The sequence below is a fragment of the Afipia sp. GW821-FHT04G03 genome (genome assembly GCF_059419985.1).
On the sequence record NZ_JBWKSV010000003.1, the window covers coordinates 655,004 to 675,672 of the forward strand.

The 20,669-nt window shown below is 61.8% G+C and carries 19 protein-coding genes, 1 tRNA gene and 1 pseudogene; 8 read left to right on the forward strand and 13 right to left on the reverse strand.

Annotated elements, in window-relative coordinates:
* Positions 1-271 precede the first annotated feature (271 nt).
* The 7 genes from AC07UB_RS17480 to AC07UB_RS17510 form a co-directional block, all read right to left on the reverse strand.
* On the reverse strand, positions 272-1,141 hold the full coding sequence (locus tag AC07UB_RS17480) for a hypothetical protein (RefSeq protein ID WP_492790724.1): 870 nt from the start codon (positions 1,139-1,141) through the stop codon (positions 272-274).
* A gap of 145 nt (positions 1,142-1,286) precedes the next feature.
* The gene (locus tag AC07UB_RS17485; RefSeq protein WP_492790725.1) at positions 1,287-2,915 is read right to left on the reverse strand and encodes an NADP-dependent glyceraldehyde-3-phosphate dehydrogenase; all 1,629 of its coding nucleotides are present in this window, start codon (positions 2,913-2,915) and stop codon (positions 1,287-1,289) included.
* A gap of 269 nt (positions 2,916-3,184) precedes the next feature.
* Positions 3,185-4,510, reverse strand: a complete 1,326-nt coding sequence (locus tag AC07UB_RS17490) for an ABC transporter substrate-binding protein (protein WP_492790726.1) — start codon at positions 4,508-4,510, stop codon at positions 3,185-3,187.
* A 227-nt stretch (positions 4,511-4,737) separates the two neighbouring features.
* The gene (locus AC07UB_RS17495) at positions 4,738-5,406 is read right to left on the reverse strand and encodes a hypothetical protein (protein ID WP_492790727.1); all 669 of its coding nucleotides are present in this window, start codon (positions 5,404-5,406) and stop codon (positions 4,738-4,740) included.
* Between the two features lie 80 nt (positions 5,407-5,486).
* On the reverse strand, positions 5,487-5,789 hold the full coding sequence (locus AC07UB_RS17500) for a hypothetical protein (protein WP_492790728.1): 303 nt from the start codon (positions 5,787-5,789) through the stop codon (positions 5,487-5,489).
* 106 nt (positions 5,790-5,895) lie between these two features.
* A tRNA-Glu gene (locus tag AC07UB_RS17505) sits at positions 5,896-5,970 on the reverse strand.
* A 146-nt stretch (positions 5,971-6,116) separates the two neighbouring features.
* Complete coding sequence (locus tag AC07UB_RS17510) at positions 6,117-6,464, reverse strand: hypothetical protein (protein ID WP_492790729.1); 348 nt, start codon at positions 6,462-6,464, stop codon at positions 6,117-6,119.
* On the opposite strand from AC07UB_RS17510, the gene AC07UB_RS17515 reads away from it, so the two are divergent.
* From AC07UB_RS17515 to AC07UB_RS17525, 3 genes are all read left to right on the forward strand, one after another.
* Positions 6,358-7,506, forward strand: a complete 1,149-nt coding sequence (locus AC07UB_RS17515; RefSeq protein ID WP_492790730.1) for an RluA family pseudouridine synthase — start codon at positions 6,358-6,360, stop codon at positions 7,504-7,506. The genes AC07UB_RS17510 and AC07UB_RS17515 overlap by 107 nt on opposite strands.
* A 217-nt stretch (positions 7,507-7,723) precedes the next feature.
* On the forward strand, positions 7,724-8,623 hold the full coding sequence (gene rpoH / locus AC07UB_RS17520; protein WP_492790731.1) for an RNA polymerase sigma factor RpoH: 900 nt from the start codon (positions 7,724-7,726) through the stop codon (positions 8,621-8,623).
* Between the two features lie 212 nt (positions 8,624-8,835).
* Positions 8,836-9,795, forward strand: coding sequence for a Bug family tripartite tricarboxylate transporter substrate binding protein (locus tag AC07UB_RS17525; RefSeq protein ID WP_492790732.1), 960 nt, complete (start codon positions 8,836-8,838; stop codon positions 9,793-9,795).
* Positions 9,796-10,118: 323 nt separating this feature from the next.
* Here AC07UB_RS17525 and AC07UB_RS17530 read toward each other — a convergent pair whose 3' ends face one another.
* Positions 10,119-11,093, reverse strand: a complete 975-nt coding sequence (locus AC07UB_RS17530) for a Bug family tripartite tricarboxylate transporter substrate binding protein (RefSeq protein ID WP_492790733.1) — start codon at positions 11,091-11,093, stop codon at positions 10,119-10,121.
* A gap of 215 nt (positions 11,094-11,308) precedes the next feature.
* Positions 11,309-11,785, reverse strand: coding sequence for a hypothetical protein (locus AC07UB_RS17535; protein ID WP_492790734.1), 477 nt, complete (start codon positions 11,783-11,785; stop codon positions 11,309-11,311).
* A gap of 385 nt (positions 11,786-12,170) precedes the next feature.
* Between AC07UB_RS17535 and AC07UB_RS17540 the strand changes: the two genes are divergently transcribed.
* Entirely contained in the window at positions 12,171-12,425 is a 255-nt protein-coding gene (locus tag AC07UB_RS17540; RefSeq protein WP_492792687.1) for a hypothetical protein, read from the forward strand.
* A 200-nt stretch (positions 12,426-12,625) separates the two neighbouring features.
* Here the strand turns inward: AC07UB_RS17540 and AC07UB_RS17545 are convergent, their stop codons facing one another.
* The 3 genes from AC07UB_RS17545 to AC07UB_RS17555 all read right to left on the reverse strand — a co-directional run bounded on the left by AC07UB_RS17545 (position 12,626) and on the right by AC07UB_RS17555 (position 16,267).
* The gene (locus tag AC07UB_RS17545; RefSeq protein WP_492790735.1) at positions 12,626-13,270 is read right to left on the reverse strand and encodes a formyltransferase family protein; all 645 of its coding nucleotides are present in this window, start codon (positions 13,268-13,270) and stop codon (positions 12,626-12,628) included.
* A 4-nt stretch (positions 13,271-13,274) separates the two neighbouring features.
* Positions 13,275-14,882, reverse strand: coding sequence for a hypothetical protein (locus AC07UB_RS17550; protein ID WP_492790736.1), 1,608 nt, complete (start codon positions 14,880-14,882; stop codon positions 13,275-13,277).
* Positions 14,883-14,974: 92 nt separating this feature from the next.
* Positions 14,975-16,267: an adenylosuccinate synthase gene (locus AC07UB_RS17555; protein ID WP_492790737.1), complete on the reverse strand. Its 1,293-nt coding sequence runs from the start codon at positions 16,265-16,267 to the stop codon at positions 14,975-14,977.
* 221 nt (positions 16,268-16,488) lie between these two features.
* Here AC07UB_RS17555 and AC07UB_RS17560 point away from each other — a divergent pair, with 221 nt between their 5' ends.
* Positions 16,489-17,439: a DMT family transporter gene (locus AC07UB_RS17560; protein ID WP_494655280.1), complete on the forward strand. Its 951-nt coding sequence runs from the start codon at positions 16,489-16,491 to the stop codon at positions 17,437-17,439.
* A 26-nt stretch (positions 17,440-17,465) separates the two neighbouring features.
* Here AC07UB_RS17560 and AC07UB_RS17565 read toward each other — a convergent pair whose 3' ends face one another.
* Positions 17,466-17,933 (reverse strand): MAPEG family protein, encoded by a 468-nt coding sequence (locus tag AC07UB_RS17565; protein WP_494654306.1) that lies wholly within the window; start codon positions 17,931-17,933, stop codon positions 17,466-17,468.
* A 259-nt stretch (positions 17,934-18,192) separates the two neighbouring features.
* Between AC07UB_RS17565 and AC07UB_RS17570 the strand changes: the two genes are divergently transcribed.
* From AC07UB_RS17570 to AC07UB_RS17580, 3 genes and pseudogenes are all read left to right on the forward strand, one after another.
* The gene (locus AC07UB_RS17570) at positions 18,193-19,143 is read left to right on the forward strand and encodes a DMT family transporter (RefSeq protein ID WP_494654304.1); all 951 of its coding nucleotides are present in this window, start codon (positions 18,193-18,195) and stop codon (positions 19,141-19,143) included.
* Between the two features lie 133 nt (positions 19,144-19,276).
* Positions 19,277-20,260: a Bug family tripartite tricarboxylate transporter substrate binding protein gene (locus tag AC07UB_RS17575; RefSeq protein ID WP_494654302.1), complete on the forward strand. Its 984-nt coding sequence runs from the start codon at positions 19,277-19,279 to the stop codon at positions 20,258-20,260.
* A gap of 70 nt (positions 20,261-20,330) precedes the next feature.
* Positions 20,331-20,633, forward strand: a pseudogene (locus AC07UB_RS17580) (GIY-YIG nuclease family protein).
* The last annotated feature ends 36 nt before the right edge of the window (positions 20,634-20,669 follow it).

Genomic DNA, 20,669 nt, shown 5'->3' on the forward strand with positions numbered 1-20,669 from the left:
CGCCGGACGCGGCTCCTGACCCACGACATCAGTGACGTCGTGAGCGAAAAAGTTAACCACACGGAGGCGCGGGCTCAGTCGATATGCAGGCATGCTCATTCCTCTTCATCAGAGGCTGCATCATGCCAGCGAGATCATGCTGGTCCGTTCAAGTGAACGCTCAAATTTTAGCATTCAAACCGCGTTAAACATCGCGGATTTCCGGCGCTTTTCGAGCAAACCGGGCGCCGGCCCGCTGAAGAAGCGCGTCGAAACAAAAGGCTCCGCGATGTCAGCGCGCGACGATCAGTCCGCGGCTGGTGACGACCACCCAGCGGCCGTCCTGTTTGCGGATCGCATCGACCCGTCCGACACCCGGCAGCGGATCGCCGGGAATCACGTCGAAGATTCCTGCACGACCGACCACCGTCGCCGTGCCATCGAACACTTCACGCAACGCCCAGCCTTCGACAACCGGAAGCCGGCTGGGCTGTGCTGCGGCGGGCTTGATCGAGCCGGTGGTTTCCGGCGCCGGAGTTGCCGCCGCCACCGGTGCGGGTGCGCGCAGCTTTTCTACAGCGTCGCTCAGCTTCGCCAGTTTCGCGGCAGGCTCGGCCTGAGCCTTTTCGACACGATCGATGCGTTCCGCGAGTTTCGCGGATTGCGCGGCGTTGCCCGTCTTGAGCGCGGCGATATCGGCGTTGATCTTCGCGATGGCGCTGTCGACCGTCCGCGCGTGTTCGGCGGCGGCGGTGGAAGCCGAGGCCGCGACAGCCGCCGTCTGATCATTCTTCAAGTAGTGTCCCGCGCCAACCGTCGCGAGCGAGCCGCCAATCGCGCCGACCGCAGCGGCGATGGCGACGATGGCCGCCATCGACAGGCGGCGGCTTGCGACAGGTTCGGACGCGGCGGCGTTGGCTGCCTGCTCATGCGTGGCTTCATCGCGGAAGGCATAGTCTTCCCACGAGGTGTGCGGCGTCAGGCGCTGCAGGGTGATTTCCTTGGACGGCTGCTTCGCGACCGCGGTGCGAGCGCCGTCTTCAGGTGCTTTCACTTCATGAACCACGTTGCCGGATTCAGGCACCACCGACGCTTCATCGTGATGGCCCGAAGCCTTGTCACCGGTGTCTTTGATCTCGCCGTCGGCGTTGTGGTCGGTCATGAGCGCGAACTCCGAATGGGTTTACTATTTGGTAACCACGAATTGGTTGAAAATTCGTTACCAGGACGGAGCGCCAATCCAACTGAGAGATCGCATCGATTGAACTCACGTCGGCTCGCGCAGCCGTCCGTGAGTTTTGTATCGACTACAAAATGAACCCAGTATTTATGAAGTTCGACTTGTGGTCGCGCACGATGTCGTCGAGCAGCCGCTTGGAGTCTTCGGTCTGCTTCGCCGCGATCATCGAGCGGATCGAGAACGAGCGCAGCGCATCGGTGACCGACAGCGTGCCCTCCGCCGAATCCTTCCGGCCGGTGAAAGGGAAAACGTCCGGCCCGCGCTGGCACTGGCAATTGATGTTCACCCGGCAGACCTGATTGACCAACGGGTCGACCAGCCGTCCGATGGTTTCCGGATCCTGACTGAAGATCGAGACCTGCTGGCCATGTTCTGACGTGATGACGTAGTCGAGCGCGGTGTCGACATCGTCGAACGCCATCACCGGCACGATCGGCCCGAACTGCTCTTCCCGATACAGCAACATGCCTTCCTTCACCGGGTAAACCACGGCCGGATAGAACAGCGTGCCCTCGCTGACGCCGCCGCCTTCGTTGATGACCTTGGCGCCCTTGTCTTTTGCATCCGCGACCAGCCGCGTCATGTGCTCGACCTTGCCGAGTTCGGGCAACGGCGTCAGCGTAACGCCCTTCTCCCATGGCATCCCCGCTTTCAGCTTGCCAAACTCCTCGGTGAACCGCGCCAGAAATTTATCAACGATCGAGCGATGCACGATCAGCATCTTGAGCGCCGTGCAGCGCTGGCCGTTGAAGGACAATGAGCCGAGCAGGCATTCCTTCACCGCGAGTTCGACGTCGGCGTCCGGCAGCACGATGGCGGCATTCTTGGCGTCGAGCCCGAGAATGGCGCGCAGCCGGTTGACCTTCGGATGCATCTTCTTGAGATGGTCGGCAACCCGGCTGGAGCCGATCAGCGTCAGCACATTAACCTTGCCGGATTCCAGCAGCATCGGCACCACCTCGGAGCCCTTGCCGTAGACCGTGTTGATGACGCCCTTCGGAAACGCGCTGCGGAACGCTTCGAGCAGCGGCTGAAACAGCAGCACGCCGAACTTCGGCGGCTTGAACACCATGGTGTTGCCCATGATGAGCGCCGGGATCAGCGTCGCGAAGGTTTCATTGAGCGGGTAGTTGTACGGCCCCATGCACAGCACCACGCCGAGCGGCGTGCGGCGGATTTGCCCGATGGTGCCTTCCACGACCGTGAAGCGGGAGTTGTCGTTGTCGAGGCGCTTCAGCGCTTCGATGGTCGCCTTGATGTATTCGACGGTGCGGTCGAATTCCTTCTGCGAGTCCGGCAGCGTCTTGCCGATCTCCCACATGATGAGATTTACGATCTGCTCGCGTCGCGCCACCATCTGCCGGGTGAAATCCTGCATGCAGTCGATGCGTTGCGCGACCGTCATGGTCGGCCATTCGCCGCGCCCGTTGTCGTAGGCCGCGACCGCGGCATCGAGCGCGATCTTCGCGTCCGGTATGCCGCCGACGGGATGGCTGCCAAGCTCCACCTGCTGCAGCGAGCCATCGGACTTGCGCACGCAGATCGCCGAACGCACCGTCTCCACCGGCCCGGTCCACTTCTCCAGCACGCCGTTCACCAGCGTGTCGCGCTGATGAATCGGCGGCGGCAAACCGCATTCCTTGAGCTGGCTCTCTTCTGGGAAAAGACTTTTCAACTGCTGCGACGTGAGCATCATGTCCTCATCGATTGCGCGTGTCCGCAGGGTCGTGCCCGGGGAAAATTGCGGACATGGACAGGGCGGAGGGACCGGCGGGAGTAACGGGCCAGTCCTTGTGGGGCCAGTCTAGTTTGACTGCCGATTGAGTCGAAATGATATTGTGCAGTCATATTTTTTATGACGTGCCGCGCAAATGGGCGTCATCGTGAGGAGCGCAAGCGATGCTCACGGAATTTTTCCCGCGCGCGGCAATTTGATCGCCGCGCGCGGGAACCGTCAGCTTCTCATCAAGCTCGGTAGATCCGCTTGAACTGCCGTTCCGCTCCGGCCATCGCGCCCTTGATGTCCTCACGGCCGGTGCAGTAGTTCGCGAACATATCGACCACGACGAAATCCGAGATGGCGGCCGCGGCGCTCTCGTTCAACGTGCCGATGCCCGCGGGCGTCGACGCCAGCTTGGCGACATCGCGATACGGCGTGTTCTTCGGATCGGCGGTCCAGATCGGATTCTTGTCGTAAGCCAGCAGGAAGTGCGACAGGTATCCGCCCGCTGCCTCGATCCACGGGTTGAATTGCGGTCCTTCCATCAGGAAGGCCGTGAACGCCTTGCAGGCCTGCGGATATTTGGTGAACTTGAAAATCAGGATCGGGAAGCCGAGATGCTGCTCCCGGAGCTGGCCGCTGATCCCGACCGGCAGATGCGCGTGATCCATGTCCGCTGCGATGGCGGGATTTTCCTTTTTCGCGGCGACATAAATCGAGATGCCATTGGTCGTGAGATGAAGCTGGTTGGCCAGAAACGCCTTGTTGTTGGAACTGTCGTTCCATGATGCCGTGCCGGGAATGAAATTCACGTACAGCGACTTGACGTATTCCAGCGCCTTCGCCGTCTCCGGCGAGTTGATGATGACCTTGTTGTTCTTGTCGACGGTGTAGGCGTTGTGCGCCCACAGCGACCATGCGAGCCATCCGTTGGCATCGCCCGTCGCGTGCCCGAGCGCCATGCCCGCAGGCGTGCCGTTCTTGTTCAGGCCCGCGATGAGATCGCGGAAGCCGCCAAGGTCCTTCGGGAATTCCTTGTGGCCGGCTTTCTGCATGGCGCCGATACGATAGTTCACAAGGCCGCCGCTCGCGGCCACCGGAATGCCGAGCCACTTGTTGCCGCGCTTGCCGTAAGCCTCGCCCGAAGCCGCCCAGCCGCCGTATTTCTTGCCGAGATATTCGGCGACGTCGGTGACGTCGGTGCACTTCTCGGGGAACAGATGCGGCAGCGAATACAGACCCCACACCATGTCGAGGCCCTGCCCGGTATTGGCGGCGACCGATGCTTTCGGCTGAATGTCGTCGAACGATTCATTGGAGATGTTGACCTTAACGCCGGTGGCCTTCTGGAAGGCGTCGACGATCTTCATGAAGGCGACGTCCTCGGCCTCCACAAAGCGTTTCCATCGCAGCATGTTGATGGTGGCGCCGGGCTCCGGCTTCCATTGGGCGGTCTGCGCCCAGGCCTTGGCGTAGCCGAGCATCTGGTCGGCCGACATGGTCGCAGCCGCAGCCAGCGTGGCGGCGCTTCCTTTGAGCAGAGATCGGCGATCCGGTGTGAAATCGGTCATAAGCGTCTCCTCCCTATGGATCGGCCGTTGATCGGCCAATCATTTTCAGATGATCGTTTGCGTGATTGAGCTTCCTTCTTGAATGGGCCTGACATGCCGTGCCCCAGCGCGGCGATGTAATCATCTGGCTGCGAGGCGATCAATGCACGCTGCGTGAGAGTGCAGAGCAATAATCGGGTTGATATTGTGAAGAGACACAAAAGCGCCCGTGTAACGATCTTTGGGCGTTATGATGCTCGACCGATAACTTTCTTCATTCTTAAATCCTGGAAAATTGCTGAGGCTGTTTGCGATGCGTTTGCTCCGTTGCCCACAAAGAGCTTGCCGCCGGCGCTAACCTGCCCCGATCCAACCCAAAGATTGCGAGCAGTAGTAACCTCGATCAGCCGCGCATTGAACGTCGTCTGCCGGCTATGCCTGATGATCGGTGTGGCCGTGCCCGTCATCGTCCCGGACGAATTTCCCGAGAGCGACGCGTTCGCAATGTTTCCACTTCGTGTAATCGTGCCGCTTGCGTCAGACGTCCCAGAGTACTGGCCCTGAAAAAAAGTACCGGCATATTCTTTCAACACGCCAGTGTCCCCGACGTTAACAATCAGAACAGCGTCGATTCCGCTCTCGTTGAGAATTTTTCGGATGTCCGCGTCGTTGTAAGTGCGGGTCGGCGGCAACAGCGAATAAGCGTCCTCGGATGAAACACCGTTTTTGCCGGCTTCCTCCGCGATACTGGTTTGCAGACTTGGTGCCAACGCGATGGGCGCAACCACATAAGTAACGATGCGCTGTACGGGTCGAGCGGGTAAATCGCGATCCGCATATCCCTGCATCGATGTGGTGATACAGCCAGACAAAATAAGCCCAGCCAGGCCGAGTAACGCAAGCCCACTCTTATTCATTACCGCCCCCAAGCAACGGGATTGTAGGTCGCGGAACCGTGGCGTCAAACGTTAAACGACGGTTTCGGGCGGTGGATGAGCTAGCTTACTTCAGAAAGAATCTCAGAAAAAGCTGCCTCAGCGAGAGCAATAAAAACCGCTATTCGGCCCGAGCTAAATCCGCCGGCTTGATAAGCATTGAGAACCAGCTTCAGCCGACGCTGCACCAATACATTTGCGCCGTCGGCTGCGAACGACGCAGTGCCCTCGCAGTAAGCGCGATGACGGCCGATCGTGGCATTTCGACCAACCAATCTAAAGTGGTGGAGTTTGGAGAAAGCCTGATTGGTGAAGCCGAGCGCTTCGAGCTTGTCGAGTAATTCGATCGTCTCGCTCGGGTCCATTTTTGTGCCAGATCAGTTCGCGAGAGCTGAAAAATAGCTGTTGGAGAATAGTGTAAAGACGCGATAGCGCTTCAATTCAGAATAGCATGCAAGTCTTTGAAATCACTGGCGCTCCCTAGGGGAATCGAACCCCTGTTTCAGCCTTGAGAGGGCCGCGTCCTAACCGCTAGACGAAGGGAGCAAGCGCGGGGAAGGGAATAACCTCGAAACGGCGCACCTGCAAGGCTTGAGAGCCTGCGAAATCCAACTATGCGCTCGCTTCGCGGCGCGATCCGCCACCGACGCGCGAGCGAATGGAACGCCGGCCAGCGCGCGCGTCGCGAACGCTTAAGGCTCGTTGGCGAATTTGAGCCGCCCCACCGGCTTCAGGGTCTTGGCGTCAAAGGTGCGGATTTCGGTCGCGCCGCCGATCTCGACGGTCACCGCGAGCCGGTCGCCCAAGGCCGCCGTGGAGACAATCCGCGCGCCTTTCGGCAGGGTGGCCGTCACATCGGTCACCTGAACGCTTCCCTCTGCGCGGAAAAGGCGGTAGCCGATGGCCACCAGCAAGGCTCCCACGCCAATCGCCGTGGTCAGGCCTGCGATCAACATCATCCTGCGCACCCGCGCGATCAGCGCGGCCTGCTCGGGTGTCGGATCGGGCACAACAGTTTCAGGCGTAACAGTTTCAGACATGCAAGACTCTTCCGATCAGGACGAAAACGAACGCGACGAGACTTCCGGTCTCCACACCGTCACGGTCGAGGGCGATGAAGGATCGCAACGGCTGGACCGCGTGCTGGCCGTGCGCAGTCCCGGCCTGTCGCGTTCGCGCCTGAAGGCGTTGATCCTCGCGGGCCAGGTCAGCATTGGCCAAGACAACCCTCGCCCGGTTCACGACCCCGCTTATCATGTCAAAGCGGGCGATACGATCACAATCGACGTGCCGCCGGCCATCGCGGCCGAGCCCGAAGGCGAGGACATTCCGCTCAATATCGTGTTCGAGGACGACGACATCATCGTCATCGACAAGCCGAAGAACCTCGTGGTGCATCCGGCGGCGGGGCATGAGACCGGCACGCTGGTCAACGCGCTGATCGCTCACTGCGGCGCAAGCCTTTCCGGCATCGGCGGCGTGCGCCGCCCCGGCATCGTTCACCGGCTCGACAAGGACACCACCGGCCTGATGGTGGTCGCCAAGAACGACCGCGCCCATCAGTCGCTTTCGGCGCAGTTCGCCGACCACGGCCGCACCGGCGAAATGCGCCGCGGCTATATGGCGTTCGCGTGGGGCGCGCCGAACCGCAAAAGCGGCACCATCAACGAGCCGATCGACCGCCACCCCCACGCCCGCGAGAAAATGGCGGTCCGGCAAGGCGGCCGCGAAGCCATCACCCACTGGGAAACGGTCGAGACGTTTCTCGGCCGCGATACCAAGCCGGTGGCCTCCCTGCTGGCCTGCCAGCTCGAGACGGGACGCACCCATCAGATCCGCGTCCATCTCGCTCATCTCGGCCATCCCCTGATGGGCGACGATGTTTACGGCGCCGGTTTCAAGACCAAGGCCCGTCAGCTCGGCCCGAAAAGCCAGGCCGCCCTGACTGCCCTTGGCAGACAGGCCCTCCATGCATATTTGCTGGTGTTAGAGCACCCTTCGAGCGGAGAAATTCTCCACTGGGAATCGGCCCTGCCGGAGGATTTAGTTCTGCTTGAGGCGGCCTTGCGTAGCACAGACTAAAGATGGTGCGCTAAAAAGACGCATGGTTACAGACATTTAACCCGGGTCACGCCTTCGTGACCACGTTTTGTTCTTCCCTCCCCCTCGGGTTTTGGAGTATGTTGCACCTGCGCTGGGATCGTCCCCGCGCGGAACATTGCAGCGCTGCCGGCTTTGACACAGCGGCTTGCCTGCCTCGCCCGCCGCTATCGGGGGCGTGAAAACTGGAGGGCGCAACATGGCCCGTGCAGCTACACTTCCGGTTCTCAACGGAGAATCCGGCCTTTCTCACTACCTGACCGAAATCCGCAAGTTCCCCATGCTGGAGCCGCAGCAGGAGTACATGCTGGCCAAGCGCTGGCGCGAGCATGACGACCGCGACGCGGCGCATCAGCTGGTGACAAGCCATCTGCGGCTCGTGGCCAAGATCGCCATGGGTTATCGCGGCTACGGCCTGCCGATTTCGGAAGTCGTCTCTGAAGGCAACGTCGGCCTGATGCAGGCGGTGAAACGTTTCGAGCCCGAAAAGGGCTTCCGCCTGGCCACCTACGCGATGTGGTGGATCAAGGCGTCGATCCAGGAATACATCCTGCGTTCGTGGTCGCTCGTGAAAATGGGCACCACCGCGAACCAGAAGAAGCTGTTCTTCAACCTGCGCAAGGCGAAGAGCAAGATCTCCGCACTTGAAGAGGGCGATCTTCGCCCCGAACAGGTGAAGCAGATCGCGACGAGCCTCGGCGTCACCGAGCAGGACGTTGTCGACATGAACCGCCGTCTCGGCGGCGATGCGTCGCTCAACGCACCGATCCGTGACGACGGCGAACCCGGCGAATGGCAGGACTGGCTGGTCGATACCTCGCCCAACCAGGAAGCCATCATGGCGGAGCACGAGGAGTTCGATCACCGCCGCAGCGCGCTGAACGGCGCGATGGGCGTGCTCAACGACCGCGAGCGCCGCATTTTCGAGGCACGGCGTCTGGCCGAAGAGCCGATGACGCTGGAAGACCTCGCCGCCGAATTCGGCGTGTCGCGCGAGCGCGTGCGGCAGATCGAGGTCCGCGCGTTCGAGAAGGTGCAGGCGGCGGTGAAGACCACCATCGCCCGCGCCGAACACGCGGCGATGGAAGCGGCGTACTAACGCATGATCCCCAAAAGTGGGAACCGGTTTTCGGATCGGATCATGCGTCGGTAAAGACGTCCCGCGCATCACGAATTAAAAAGCCGACCTTCGGGCCGGCTTTTTTGTTGCCGAAAGCGACCCGCATTTGTCCCCTCTGCGGAATAATTCTTGCAATGCCCCCGGCAGGCCGGTGCAGAATGCACGGCGCAAAGATGCAACGAGGGCAACCCATGCGAACGACCCTGCAACGGCTGACGATTTTCGCGTGCCTGCTCATATCCGCATCAGCCGCCGCACAGACATGGCCGTCGAAACTGATCAAGGCCACCATCCCCTTCGGCGCAGGGAGCGCGACGGACGTGGTGCCGCGCATGTTGTTCGATCGTCTCACCACCGAACTGGGGCAGCCGATCGTCGTTGAAAACCGCGCCGGCGCCGGAGGCACGGTCGGAACCGCCTCTGTCGTCCGCTCGGATCCGGACGGCTATGCGATCCTGGCGCATTCCTCCGCGATCACCATCGCCCCGGCGATTTTCACGGATCTCACCTACGACGCCACCAGGGACCTGTCGTCGGTGCTGATGATCGGCTACAGCGCGAACGTCATGATCACGTCGCCGTCGAAGCCGTGGAAGACGGCGCAGGAATTCATCGAGGCCGCGAAGAAGGCAGACGCGTCCATCAATTTCGGTTCGGTCGGCATCGGCAGCGCAACTCACATCAGCGCCGAAAAATTCCGCCTCGCCGCCGGACTCAATGCGACCCACATTCCCTACCGCGGCGGCGCGGAGGCGATCACCGACATTCTCGGCGGCCGCATCGATTTCTATTTCTGCCCGCTGGCGACGGCGCTGCCGCTGATCCAGAGCGGCCAGGTGCGCGCGCTGCTTGTTTCGACACCGAAGCGCGTCGCCGATCTGCCCGACGTGCCTTCGCCGCCGGACATCGGCCTCAAGGACGCCGACAGCGCGATCTGGTTCGGCGTGTTCGTGCCGTCGAAAACGCCGAAGGAGGTCGTCGACAAGCTCCATGCAACGGGCACCAGGGTGCTGGCGACGCCTGACATGCAGGCCGGCCTCAAGAAACTCGGCGTCGAACCATGGCCGATGACGCCCGCCGAGATGGACGCGCTGGTCGCGCGCGAAACCATTGCGAGCGCAGCGCTCGTCAAGGCGGCGGGGATCAAGTGATCCGGCGAAGAACCTGCGGGCTTTTCGCACGCGACGCTCAGTTAGGACGTCCGCGAATGACGACGCATCCCCCACAATGTCGTCCGCGAAAGCGGGGACCGGTCTTCAAGACTGCGGCTTCATGGCTTGAGCAAAGAATGGATCCCCGCTTTCGCGGGATGACCGGAGAATGACGCAATATTTGCGTTAAGCGCGTCCGTCATTGCGAGGAGCGTAGCGACGAAGCAATCCAGTTCTTGCTTTTCAAGCTGGATTGCTTCGCTGCGCTCGCAATGACGTCGAGCGCCTCAGGTTCTCGATGTGAAGCGGCTCGGCCTCGAAACCTAATCCACCCTCGCCCCGGCGAACTTCACCACCTTCTCCCACTTGTCGGTTTCGGAGACGATGATCTTGCCGAAGTCTTCCGGCGTGCCGACCAGCGTGACGCCGCCCATTTCCGCGATCTTCTTCTTCATCTCGGGCTCCGCAAGGACCGCGTTGATCTCCTTGTTGAGCTTGGCGATGATGTCCTTCGGCGTCTTGGCGGGCGCTCCCATACCGAACCACGCGCTGGCCTCGTAGCCCTTCACGGTGTCGCCCACGGTGGGAACGTCGGGCAATTCAGCCGAACGCGAGGTCGTCGTCACCGCAAGCGCGCGCAGCGTTCCCGCCCTGATGTGCGAGATCGCCGAAGGCATGTTGTCGAACATCACCTGCACGCGGCCCGAGAGCATGTCCGTGATCGCGGGCGCGGAGCCGCGATAGGGAATGTGCTGCATCTCGACGCCGGTCATGGCCTTGAACAATTCGCCGGACAGATGAATCGATGTGCCGTTGCCGCTTGAGGCCATGTTGACCTTGCCGGGATTGGCCTTCGCATAGGCAATGAATTCGGCCACCGTCTTCGCAGGGAAATCCGGCGGTACGATCATGACGTTCGGCACCCGCGCAAGGCCCGCGACCGGCGCGATGTCGCGGATGAAATTGAAACTCAGTTTCGCATAGAGCGACGCGTTGATCCCGTTGGCGGGATTGACGAGCAGGACCGTGTAGCCATCCGGATCGGCGTTCACCACCGCTTCGGTGCCGACATTGTTGCCCGCACCCGGCTTGTTCTCGATGACGAACTGCTGTCCCAGACGTTCGGACAGCCGTTGGCCAACCAGGCGAGCGAGAATATCCGTCGCGCCGCCGGGCGGATAACCAACCACCCAGCGCACAGGGCGCGTGGGGTAATCCTGCGCCGCAGCGCCGACAATCGATAAACATGCAGCAAAGCTCATCGCGATCAAACCGATCGCGGCGCGTCGTGACGTCATCTCGTTACCTCCCGGCTGCCGCGACTTGGCGCGCGGTCAGCATGTGTTGATGGACAACACCGGAAACGTAACAAACAAAATCCTGAGGTCACAAGTGCACAATCGGCGCAGCCATTGTGTGGCGACGCACAAGAATGCGCAGCCATAGCGTTTTCAAGCGAAGTGGGCACCGGTTCGCGTGAAGAAAACGCGTCAAAGCATAACGCCGGAAGGCTCTAGAGATAATCCCTGAAATAGTCGGACATGGTGTCGTCGTTGTCGAGCACGCCGAAATAAGCGGGCTCGTCCATCAGCAGCGCGCTGGCTTGCGTCTTGTAATCCGGCGAGACGTCGGCGACGCCGGGGATCGGCTGGCGAAGAATCTCGAGATAGGATTTGTAGTTGTCGCGCGTGCCGCTGAAAATACAATTGCACACGCCCGGATCGGCGTAGACGTAACGCGGCACGCCGCCCGCTTTGGTGTGAATCACGAAGCGATGCGGCGGCAGCGCCTTCAGCGCGCGCTGGCTCGCGGGATCGTTGGCCAGGCGAATGCTGAATCCCGCCGAACGCAGATCAAATCCGTTCTTCTCAAGGAACGGCTTGCTCGGCACGACATATTCCGCGGCCAGCGGCCCCAAGACTGCTGTAAAAGCCAGTATGGCAAAAGCCAGCAGCGCAAAGGCCGTTCGGGAGAAGGTTTTCGGGAACATCGCCGGTCACTTTCCACATGAAAAATCTGTCATGAAATCCTGACGCAACGGGCTGTCGTAAAATTTGCGTGCGTTTGCGTTTACTCTTATGTCGACGGTGTGAAATCATGCCTCTCGGCGCGCGGATTGTCCATCGATGGACACAAGATGTGGTGCGATTCTCGCTCGCTCCGATCAAATTGCGCCGCGGCAGCGCTGCATTCTTGAAAGAAATGTGACTGGAGCTTTTCCAATTTCACATCGCCGTATGCAGGGTGCAATTCGTCCCGCTGACTCACATCTGCCCCATTGCGGCGGCATGTTCCGCCCGCTCACCAAGCGCGCAATCGCGGCGACATCCCACGCTTCGCAATCGCGCGATGAAATACCGAAAGAGGAAAAGTACATGGTCATCCATCCGCAGAAAAACCTCCAAGGAAACGCCCGGGAAAATCTCGCAGAAAAATTCGATCCGGATTACGTCGCCACGCTCAGGCGCATTCTCGACATCGCGGTGGAAAACATCGCGGTGGAAAATCGCACGCCGGCGACGAAAGCGAAGATGGCGCAGACCATCGTGCGCGAGGCTGCCGGCGGTGTGACCGACGCGACCGATCTGGTGTCGCGCGCCGTGCGGGTCGGCGAGACGCGGGCGGCGTGATCCTTGGCTACGATTGCAAGGATGTTTATTGAATCCGCAATGCCAACAAATGTCATCACCGGGCTTGCCCCCCGGTGATCCACGACTTCCTTGAAAAGAGCATTTTGCGAAGACGATGGATTGCCGGGTCAAGCCCGGCAATGACGCCTGAGAGAAACTGCCAGTTCGGCAGTCGTCGATACAAAAGATCCAGATAATATCTACGACGCTGCGCTCTTCGCCGCGGCGTGCGGCTTTTCCACATCAAGCCGTTTTTCAACATCAAGCCTTGGCGCGTTGGTGGCGAACTGCTCATCCTGCGGCATCGACGGCAGGTTGCCGCTGGTCTTGGCCTGATCGATCACCTGCGCGAGCAGCCGCAAGCCGAGCGGCGCCAGCGCCCGCTCCCATAATTCCCGCGCGGTCTCGTTCTTCTTCACGAACACCCAGTCCTGCGCAGCGATGGCGCCCGCGTCGAGCCGTTCGGAGAGATGATAGATCGTGCCGCCCGCGATCGGGTCGCCTTCCTTGATGGTCCATTCGATCGCGGCGATGCCGCGATGACGCGGCAGCAGCGAGGGATGATACCCGATGCCGCCGTGCTTCGAGGCCTTCAGCGCCTCCTGGCTGACAAGCGCGTGGCTATGCGCGGTCACGATCAGATCGGTGTCGGGCGCGATTTCAGATGCGACGATCAGTTTCGGCTTCGCCTGCACCACGACCTCGATGCCCGCCGCGCGGGCCGCGGCTGCGAGCCGGTCCTCTCCGTCCGCCACCACGACGCGGATCACCTCGATGCCATGACCGCGCATCATGTTCAGCGTCTCCACACCGAAATGGCGCGAGCCGGCGAGTGTTATCTTCATGAAGTTACTGCCCCCAGGCCGTGAACGCTTCGTTGAACGCGCGTTCGCCCGGCGCGCCCTTCTCGATGGCGATGATGGAGCGGCGCTGATTGGCATAGACCAGCGGAATATCGAACCATGACCGCTCTTTCAAAAGCTGCAGGTTGCGCGACTTGTCGGCGTCGACATTCGACAGCCCAACCAAAAAGAACCCGTCTGTGACCTTGACCGCCAGACCCGCCAGCGGCGTGCCGCGCGCCTGCTCGTTGGACTTCATCAGCACGCCGGGCACGTTGGCGACGGTGGTGCCGTAGTCCGGCGGCAGCACGAATGTCAGTTCGGCGGTATGGCTCGCGGGCAGCGAAGCGTCGGTGTTGCGCCGGATCGAGAGCGACATCTTGAACTTCCGCTCGGGGATGTCGATGTCGGCGCGCACGCCGATGTCGGGCGGCTGGCCGGCGGGCACCTTGACCGCTTCGGTGCGCCAGATCACCGAGCCGACATACTGCTTGCCCTGCGGCGCAGACGGATCTTCGTCATAGAGCACGACGCGCTGCGCCACCGGCGCGATCTGCGTTGCGCCCGGCTGTCCCACCCGGTCGGTGATCTTCGGCCGTGTGCCGGAGGCATCCTTCGGCGCCGTGTCCGTGACCTGCGGCGCGGGCTTGGTCAGCGACCGGAACAGCGACAGGGCTTTCGGTCCGCCCCAGACAGCGCCGCCGATGGCGATAACGGCAATGCAGACCGCGATGGCGGTCTTGAGCGGAAAGCCGCCTCTTTTTTTCTCGGGCTCATCGCGCGTGTTGATGCGCGCGCGCGGACGGTCGGTCGGCTGATACCGCCCCGCCTCGTCGGCATCGTCGATGTAGGCCGAAGGTCCACGGCCGTCGGCTTCATGCTGGGCATAGCTCCGCCGCGCCGAACGGGTGGCGCTGCCAAGATCGTTGGCATCCGCGACCACGTCGCGCAGTCCCGATCCCTGAGGTGGGCGGCGTCCCGCACGCGCGTCCCGCGTGAAGTCATCCAGCATCCGGGTGTCGTCGGAGCGCTGATCGCGCGCCCGCACGTCGCGCATCGATGACGGCAGACCCGGCGGAACCGGAGGCTGCGCCCGTGTCAGTGGCGGCGGCTGATCGCCGCGCAGATTACGTGGCGGGCGGGGCTCAGGCCCTGCGGATGCACCGGCCGGACCGCCGTTGAGCCCGGGCGGCCGGTCGCGGCCGGGGGCCGGCGAAGTGTTGGCGGTTCGCGCGTTGCGCGCGCTTTCGCGCAGCGCATCGCCGGGACGCGGACCATCCCGGCGGCCAGCCGGGACAGGCGCTCTGGATTGAGACGATGATGGTGGACCGGCTGGCGACCGGTCCGCTGCGGCCTGGTCGCGCTGCGCATCCTGCGATGCGGCCTGATGGGCGGCGGCGCGCCGGGCGGCATCGGCCTCCACCCTGCGAACCGCATCCTCAAGCGCAAGACGCTCGCGCGTGATCTCGGCTTCGCTCAGCGCGGGCTGCACGCTGCGCAACTGGGAGATCAGCGCCGTCCGTGCACGCTCATAGAGCGCACGGCGCTGCTCGCCGGGAGCACTGGGGTCCAGTCCGGATATGGCGCGGGCTATGAGCGGGTAGTAATCAGCCATCCTGGTCCAGTTTGCAGGATTCTCAGCGAACCCTGTAATTAAAAAACGTCAATTAACAGAACACAGTCCACACATGACAGGCCATGTTTTGTTCAAGCCTCGAATGGGTTTTGCACGAGGATAGTATCCTCGCGTTCAGGGCTGGTGGAAAGCAGCGCGATTGGGCAGCCGACAAGTTCCTCGACCCGCCGAACGTACTTGATCGCCTGCGCCGGCAAATCCGCCCACGAGCGGGCATTGGCGGTCGGCTCTTTCCAGCCCTCAATGGTCTCGTAGATCGGCACGACGCGCGCCTGCGCGCCCTCGCCGGCGGGAAGGTGATCGATCTCCTTGCCGTCGAGCGTGTAGCCGACACAGACCTGGATCTCGTCGAAGCCGTCGAGGATGTCGAGCTTGGTGAGCGCGAGACCATGGATGCCACAGGTCCGGGCGGTCTGCCGCACCAGCACGGCATCGAACCAGCCGCAGCGGCGCTTGCGCCCGGTGTTGACGCCGAACTCCTTGCCGCGCTGGCCGATCAGTTCGCCGATCTCGTTGGTGAGTTCGGTGGGGAACGGCCCTTGCCCGACACGCGTCGTATAGGCCTTGCAGATGCCGAGCACATAACCGACCGAGCTGGGTCCCATGCCGGTGCCGGTCGCGGCCTGCGCCGCCACGGTGTTGGATGAGGTCACGTAGGGATAGGTGCCGTGATCGACATCAAGCAGCGCGCCCTGCGCACCCTCGAACAGGATGCGCTTGCCTTCACGGCGCTTGTGGTCGAGCAGATTCCAGACCGAATCCGCGAACGGCAGCACCTGCGGCGCAATCGCCATCAGGTCTTTCAGGACTTCCGCGCCATCGATCTCCGGCAGCGAGAGGCCGCGGCGCAGCGCGTTGTGATGCGCGAGCAGACGATCGATCTTGTGCGGCAATGTCTGCGGATCGGCGAGGTCCATCAGCCGGATCGCGCGGCGGCCGACCTTGTCCTCATAAGCAGGGCCGATGCCGCGCTGGGTGGTGCCGATGGCAGTCGCCTTGCTGGCGTTCTCGCGCACCGAATCCAGTTCGCGATGCAGCGGCAAAATCAGCGTGACGTTCTCGGCGACGCGCAGATTGTCGCGCGTGATCGAGACGTCCTGCGCACGCAGCTTGTCGAGTTCGGCGAGAAAGGCCTGCGGGTCGAACACCACGCCATTGCCGATCACCGACAGCTTCGACGGCCGCAGCACGCCCGAGGGCAGCAGCGCGAGCTTGTAGGTCTTGCCGTTGATGACGAGCGTATGGCCGGCATTGTGGCCGCCCTGAAAGCGAACGACGATGTCCGCCTGCTCCGACAACCAGTCGACGATCTTGCCCTTCCCTTCGTCGCCCCACTGGGCGCCGACGACGACAACATTGGCCATTTCCAGACAATCTCCCGCAACCCGCAAATCCGCCGGAATTCCAGCGCCTTGCAGCAGGGTGCGCGCTTGCGAGGCATGTCACCGGATAACGGATGCGCGCATGGGACGCAAGCGCCAACGGGCGTTGACGGGGGCGCTGAATGGGGTGCAAATCATTGATATCCCCAAATAATTCCGGCCCGCCCCCGCCTTCCTTGCAAAGCCCATAATCCGCCATCGACATGAACGCTCCCGCCCCGCCATCCGCCACATCATGGCTCATGAACAGGCCATACCTGCTGCTGACCCTGACGCCGCTGTTCTGGGCGAGCAACGCCGTGCTCGGCCGCGCCGTCGCGGGCCAATTTCTGCCGGTCACATTGTCCATCCTGCGCTGGACGCTCGCCTTCCTGATCGTGCTGCCGTTCGCATGGCCGCATCTCGTCCGCGACTGGCCCACGATTCGCGAACGCCTCGGCACGATGGTGCTGCTCGCGGTGAGCGGCATCAGCATCTTCACCGTCATGCAATACTGGGCGCTGGAATATACCGAGGCGCTGAATGCCCTGCTGATGCAATCGTCAGGGCCGCTGTTCGTGGCGATCTGGTCGCTGCTGCTGCTCGGCGTCCGGCTGACCGCGGCGCAGGCAATCGGCATCGTGATCTCGCTGTGCGGCGTGCTGGTGATCCTGCTGCGGGGCGATCTCGAAGCGTTGTCGCGGATCAGCCTGAACAAGGGCGACCTGATCTATCTCGTGGCGCTGGCGATCTTCGGATTCTACTCCGCGCTGTCGGTGAAGCGGCCCCCGATCCACAACCTGTCGTTTCTCATATTCACTTTTGGCTGCGGCACGCTGGGCCTGATTCCGATGTTCATATGGGAACTGGCGACCCGGCCGATGGTGCAGTTCACGCCGCACAATCTCGCGGTGCTGGCCTATGTCGCGATCTTCCCCTCGATCGTCGCGTATCTCTGCTTCAACCGCGGCGTCGAATTGATCGGCGCCAACCGCGCAGCACCGTTCTTTCATCTGATTCCGGTGTTCGGATCGGCCATGGCCATCGCCTTCCTCGGCGAACGTCTGCAGCTGTTTCATCTTGCGGGTTACGCACTGGTGCTGGTGGGCGTCTTCATCGCCGCGCGGCGGGCTTCAGCGCAGCCGGCCGCGCCTACGCCCGCTGACATGCGATAGCTGCGGGCGCTGCCGCAGTTCGGACGTCACTGACGGAACGCAGCAAAAAGCGTCCAGCAACTCATAAAGATGAGAATCAGCGAGCCGATGGTCCAAAGCGTTGCGCGCGTGTCGTGAGTTCTTGCCGTGAAGTAGGCAGCAAAATGCAGCAGCCGCGAAACGACGTAGCCGTACAGCAGCCATTGGGCGAGCGTTATCGATGGCTCGGTCAGGATGAAGAGAAATCCGGCAACCAGGAAGAACGGCAGATTTTCGAGATCGTTCAACTGGATTCGGCGGATGCGATCCACGTATTCATTGGGCGCCAGTTGTTCGGCGCTTGGATTGGGATTGAGAGTCGTCTTCCTGATGTCCTCCGGCGAGCGAAACCCGCCGCTGACCTGCATCATCCGAACCACCGTCAGCCACGACATCATGACGGCTTTCAGGATCATGATGCAGGCCGCGATCGCATAGGCATTGAAAAGCGGATTGTGGAAGCTGAGCTTGTCCATGGCGCTTGCCTTTGCGTTCAGGCGATCCCGATTATTCAAACACACGAAAGTGCACGTCGGCTAGGGCTGAACGGCCGAACTGGTTGCCAGCGACAGTCCGCATGTCCGCGCCGGACGCGATCTGATCCCTCTTTCGCCCGCAGAAAGCGATGAAAACACCGCGCGATGCCCGCGCAGCGCAAGGTAGCAATCCGGGATTGGCGGTTGTGAAGGCCGTGGATATCGGCACAACTTGGCATGTCCTCTTTCCCAAAGACCCATGACCATTGCCGATCCGCCCTTGCGCAAGCCGTCGCTCGTTTCCTGGCTGGTCAATCAGCCCTATCTGATGCTCAGTCTGATGGCGCTGTTCTGGGCAGCGAACATCGTGCTTGGGCGATACGTGGCGGGTCACGTCCCGCCGTTTGCGCTGACGTTCCTGCGCTGGGCCGGAACATTCCTGGTTGTCGCGCCTTTCGCCTGGCCTCACATGCAACGCGACTGGCCGACCATGCGCCGGCACCTTCCGCTGCTGCTGATGCTGGCTCTCACCGGCTTCGCCTTCAACAATGCGCTGTCCTATTGGGGCCTCCAGCACACGCAGGCGCTGAACGCGCTGCTGATCCAGTCGTCGGGCCCGCTGTTTGTGGCGCTGTGGTCGCTGATGCTGTTCGGCGTGCGGCTGTCATGGATGCAGGCTGGCGGCATCCTCGTCTCGTTGCTCGGCGTGCTCGTCATCATCCTGCGCGGGGATCTCGCCGCGCTGGCGGCGATCCAGGTCAATTCAGGTGACATCAGTTTCGCCGGCGCGCTGTTCGTTTTCGGGCTGTATTCCGCCCTGATGCCGAAACGTCCGAAGATCAATCCGCTGTCGCTGATCGCTTTCACCACCGGCACCGGCGCCGTGATGCTCATTCCTCTGGTGGGGTGGGAGATTTCCAGCGGCGACCTCTTGAAATTCGACACTCTCACCGTGTCCACACTGGTCTTCGTCGTGATCTTTCCCTCGACGCTGGCCTATATTTTCTTCAATCGCGGCATCGAACTGATCGGCCCCAACCGCGCCGCGCCCTTCTTCCATCTGGTGCCGGTGTTCGGCTCGGCGATGGCGATCCTCCTGCTAGGCGAAAAGCTGGAGCTGTTCCATCTGGCCGGTTACGCGCTGGTGCTGGTGGGTATTTTCACCGCGTCCCGCAAAGGCTCGGCACGGACGCCGGTTTCCAGACCCTGATTTGATGCGCCGCAACGTGGCGCGCACCCCTCGCATTTCCTCCCGACTTCGCGCAGTCTGACGCGGCGGCGCCGCAGGCCGTTTGCCTGACGGTCCACGCGTCAAAAAAAACGAACAGGGCGGAGACGACGGAATGGCCACATCGAAAAGGACGGCGGTATCGATCGCCGCCGCGCTTGCACTCGCGGGCACACTGACAGGCGGCGCCTCGCTGGCGCAGAACGCCGGTTACCCGAACAAGAACATCACGCTGGTGCTGCCGTTCGCGGCCGGCAGCGGCACCGACAGCATGACGCGCATCATTTCCAAGGAGATCGGCACCGCACTCGGCGTCGGCATCGTGATCGACAACAAGCCCGGCGCCAACGGATCGATCGCAGCGAGCTACGTCGCACGCTCCGCGCCGGACGGCTACACGCTGTTCGTGACGACCAACACGTCGCACTCGGCCAATCCGTATCTCTTGAAGAACATGACTTACGATCCGATCAAGGATTTCACGCCGATCGCGCGCACCGGCGATCTGCCGTTCATGCTCGTCATCAATCCGGACATTCCGGCCAACTCCGTCGCCGAACTGATCGCGCTGGCGAAGAAGGATCCCGGCAAATACTCCTATGCCAGCGGCAGCTCATCGGCGATCGTTTCAGGCGCTACGTTTGCGACCCTGGTCGGGATCGACCTTCTTCACGTTCCCTACAAGAGTTCACCGCCGGCGCTGACCGACGTGATCGCGGGCCGCGTCTCCATGATGTTCGTCGATGTTCCGACCGGCCTGCCGCATGTCAACGGCAAGGTGCTGAAGGCGCTGGCGGTCACGACCGTGAAGCGTTCCGCGCTGCTGCCCGATCTGCCGACGATGGATCAAACGGTGAAGGGCTTCGACATCACGTCGTGGCAGGGCTATCTCGGCCCAGCCGGCATGCCGAAGGACATCGTCACGAAGCTGAACGCGGAAATCCGCAAGGTCGTGGAGCGGCCCGACATCAAGAAGGAACTCGCCGAGCGCGGCATGGAAGCCTTCTCGGGCACGCCGGAAAGCTTCGATGCGTTCCTGAAAGAACAGCTCGTGGTGTGGGAGAAGCTGATCAGGGAAGCCAAGATCGAGAAGCAGTGAGCTGAACATCCACAGTGTCGTCCCCGCGAAAGCGGGGACCCATTGCTCAAAAGAAAGTTCGGGCGATTGAATGAGTGTGACGTATCACGTTTACATTCTTGCGAGCCGGCCGAACGGCACACTCTATATCGGCATCACGAACAATCTTGCTCTGCGGCTTTCTCAACATAAGAGCGGCCGCGGATCAGAATTCGCGCAACGCTACGCCGTTGACCGTCTTGTGTACGTTGAAGGCTACGACACGCCTTCGGATGCAATCCGCCGGGAGAAACAGCTCAAGAAATAGAAGAGGACCTGGAAAATCGAGCTAATCGAAAAGGACAATCCGGAATGGCTCGATCTGTCTGACCTTGCCATCTCCGGAATTTCTTAGGAAGCGTGGGTCCCCGCTTTCGCGGCGACGACACCT